The organism is Bacillus luti (assembly GCF_001884105.1).
GTDB classification, from domain to species: domain Bacteria; phylum Bacillota; class Bacilli; order Bacillales; family Bacillaceae_G; genus Bacillus_A; species Bacillus_A luti.
Genome location: NZ_MACI01000051.1, coordinates 1 through 3669, shown reverse-complemented (window position 1 = coordinate 3669; position 3669 = coordinate 1). Strand labels below are relative to the sequence as shown.

At 36.8% G+C, this 3669-nt stretch carries 3 protein-coding genes; all 3 read left to right on the top strand.

Annotated features, from left to right (window positions below; translation table 11 throughout):
• Positions 1–438: 438 nt before the first annotated feature.
• Positions 439–1383 (top strand): ring-cleaving dioxygenase, encoded by a 945-nt coding sequence (locus BAQ48_RS11575; RefSeq protein ID WP_071711190.1) that lies wholly within the window; start codon positions 439–441, stop codon positions 1381–1383.
• Positions 1384–1427: 44 nt separating this feature from the next.
• On the top strand, positions 1428–2405 hold the full coding sequence (locus BAQ48_RS11570) for a ring-cleaving dioxygenase (protein WP_071711189.1): 978 nt from the start codon (positions 1428–1430) through the stop codon (positions 2403–2405).
• Between the two features lie 413 nt (positions 2406–2818).
• The coding region (locus tag BAQ48_RS11565) for an alpha/beta fold hydrolase (RefSeq protein WP_071711188.1) at positions 2819–3669 on the top strand (851 nt) is incomplete at its 3' end.

The window sequence follows — 3669 nt, the reverse complement described above, 5'->3', positions numbered from 1 at the left end:
CATAAAAGTCCGATTGGTGAAGGCTAATAATCAGTGGGGGATGAAGAAAACCCCACTGATTAAAGTTTCACTTTATAAAATCTTTAGTTGAACAAGTAAATTAGAAGCCTTTAATAGGTAAGTAATTGTTTTACAAAAGAACCATTCACTACTCTAAAATGTTATGTAATAAAAAAATATCTTGAATTCGAGATTTTATTCTTGCTTTTTAATCACTTGAGGTGTAAAGTGATAGTAACGAAAGCGATTGAGCCGTATGAAAAACATATACTCAGTTGCTTTCGATTAAAAAACAAAGTAACTTATTCAGTAAAAACTAAGATGAATTTACAAAAACATAATTAAGAATAAATTGAAACGCTAAAAACCATATTAGTTGTGGGAAATGTTATTTTTTAGTTGTCACTTGACTAGTAAAATGAAACGGAGGAATATAAAATGTATGAAATTAAAGGGCACCATCACATTTCAATGGTTACGAAAAACGCAAATGAAAATAATCATTTTTATAAAAACGTACTTGGTTTACGTCGTGTGAAAATGACAGTAAACCAAGATGATCCGTCAATGTATCACTTATTTTACGGAGATAAAACAGGAAGTCCGGGTACAGAATTATCATTTTTTGAAATACCTTTAGTAGGAAAAACATACCGCGGTACAAATGCGATTACTCGAATTGGATTACTTGTCCCTTCAGAGGAAAGCTTACATTACTGGAAAGAACGGTTTGAGAAATTTGATGTGAAACATAGTGAGATGACAACATATGCAAATCGTCCTGCTTTGCAATTTGAGGATGCTGAAGGTCTTCGCTTAGTATTACTTGTTTCAAACGGAGAAAAAGTAGAGCACTGGGAAACTTGGGAGAAATCAGAAGTTCCTGCAAAGCATCAAATTCAAGGAATGGGTTCTGTGGAAATGACAGTTCGTAGACTGGATAAAATGGCGAGTACACTTACAGAAATGTTTGGGTATACAGAGGTTAGCCGAAATGACGAAGAAGCAATTTTCCAGTCTATTAAAGGAGAAGCTTTTGGAGAAATCGTTGTGAAATATTTAGATGGTCCTACTGAAAAGCCAGGCCGCGGTAGTATTCACCACCTAGCAATTCGTGTGAAAAATGATGCAGAGCTTGCTTATTGGGAAGAACAGGTGATACAAAGAGGCTTCCAGTCTTCAGGAATCATCGACCGTTTCTATTTTAAAAGCTTATATTTCCGTGAATCAAACGGAATCCTATTTGAAATTGCGACAGACGGACCAGGATTTACAGTTGATGGAGATGTAGAACATTTAGGAGAAAAACTTGATTTACCGCCGTTCTTAGAAGATCAGCGCGCAGAAATTGAAGCGAATTTAGCACCTATTGAAGAGAAGTAATAGAAGAGAAAATATAACTTGAGAAACCATTGGAGGAATATAAAATGAACCAATTAAAAGGAATTCACCACGTTACAGCGATTACAAGTAGTGCAGAAAAGAACTATGAATTTTTCACTCACGTTTTAGGAATGCGTTTAGTTAAAAAAACAGTAAACCAAGATGATATTCAAACGTACCATTTATTCTTTGCAGATGATAAAGGTAGTGCGGGAACAGATATGACATTCTTTGACTTCCCAGGTATTCCGAAAGGCGTACACGGTACAAATGAAATTTCAAAAACTTCATTCCGTGTTCCAACTGATGCAGCATTAGCATATTGGGTGAAGCGTTTTGATCGTCTTGAAGTGGAACATACAGGCATTAAAGAGCAATTCGGTAAGAAAACTCTTTCTTTCGTTGACTTTGATGACCAACACTATCAATTAATTTCAGATGAGCTTGATAAAGGAATCGAATCAGGTACACCGTGGCAAAACGGGCCAGTTCCATTAGAATATGCAATTACTGGTTTAGGACCTGTATTTATCCGCATTGCGAACTTTAGCTTCTTTAAAGAAGTATTAGAGAAAGTTCTATTATTTAAAGAGATTGCGCAAGAAGGAGAATTCTATTTATTTGAAGTGAACGAAGGTGGAAACGGTGCTTCTGTCATTGTAGAACATAATACGGTACTTCCAGAAGCACGACAAGGTTTCGGTACAGTGCATCATGCAGCATTCCGTGTAGAAAATCGCGCTGTATTAGAAGAATGGATTGAAAGAATCGGTAGCGTAGGACTTCCTTCATCTGGCTATGTAGACCGTCACTTCTTCGAGTCATTATATGCACGAGTTGCGCCGCAAATTTTATTTGAATTTGCAACAGATGGCCCAGGGTTTATGGGAGATGAGCCATACGAAACACTTGGAGAAAAATTATCGTTACCTCCGTTCCTGGAGCCAAAACGTGAAGAAATCGAAAAATTAGTTCGTCCAATTGATACAGTGAGAAGCACGAAAGAATTTATTAAAGAGTAAAAATAGAGATAGTAAGTAGGAGAGCAAGTAGTTTTAGCGGAGTGCTGGAACTGCTTGCTTTTTATTTTATCCCGCTTTAATGGGCAGTAAGACCCCGACCTCAAAATTCAGCGAAAGTAAAGAAGTTAGGTGGGGGATCAACTGCCCATAAAAGTCCGATTGGTTCAACTAATAATCAGTGGGGGATGAAGAAAACCCCCACTGATTAAAGTTTCACTTTATCCCATGTAGAGAAAATAATTGACTTACTTTAAATATGTAACTATAATGGTTACAAAATAACCATTAATAATAGAAGTAAGTAATATTTTTTTAATATAATTGTAACCGATATAGTTACAATTAAAATTAATCATAAAATAACCAAAAAATGTAAAAACTTTAAATAGCAATTTGAGAAAGGAGACGGAAATTTGAAACGGTTTAAGTTTTATATGATTAGCGGTATTGTGCTCGTGTTACTTGTAGTATGTAACTTCGTTGATAAGCCAATTGCGAAGGTTGGAGAAGTGAAAGATACTGTTATGATGAAGCTACATACGAAAGAGAGTATGGCGCAAATTGATGGGCAGACAATTTATTTTAAGCAAATTGGTGAGGGGAAACCGCCTTTACTTATGCTTCATGGGTTTGGTGGTTCTTCAGATGGATTTAGCGATATTTATCCGGAGCTTGCAAGAGACCATACGATTATTGCGGTTGATATTTTAGGATTTGGGCGTTCATCTAAGCCAGTTGATTTTCAGTATTCGTTTCCTGCGCAAGTGAATTTATATTATAAGTTAATGAAGAAGCTCGGATACGATCAGTTTGCGGTGCTCGGTCATTCGATGGGCGGAGAGATGTCCCTGAATTTAGCGTATTTATATCCAGACGCGGTGACGCATCTCATTTTAGCGGATTCTACAGGGATAGAGTCTTTCCAGCAAAAAGAAAGTAATGCAGTGCCGCCGCTATCAACGGATTTACAAACGGTAACAGAGATTACGGATTATAATAAAGATGCGGTGAAAAATAGCCGCGATGATAAAGAGCATTATGATCAGCTTACGAAAATGAGAGAGCGCCGCATTGCGATGGAAGCAGATAAAATTAAGGTGCCGACTTTAATTATATGGGGACGACACGATAAGAGCGTTTCTTGGGAAAACGGTGAGTTGTACCACGAGTTATTTGCAAATAGTACATTTCATATTATTGAAAAAGGATACCACGCGCCGTTTCGTCAGGAACCAATCGAGTTTATGGAATATGTACAAGCATT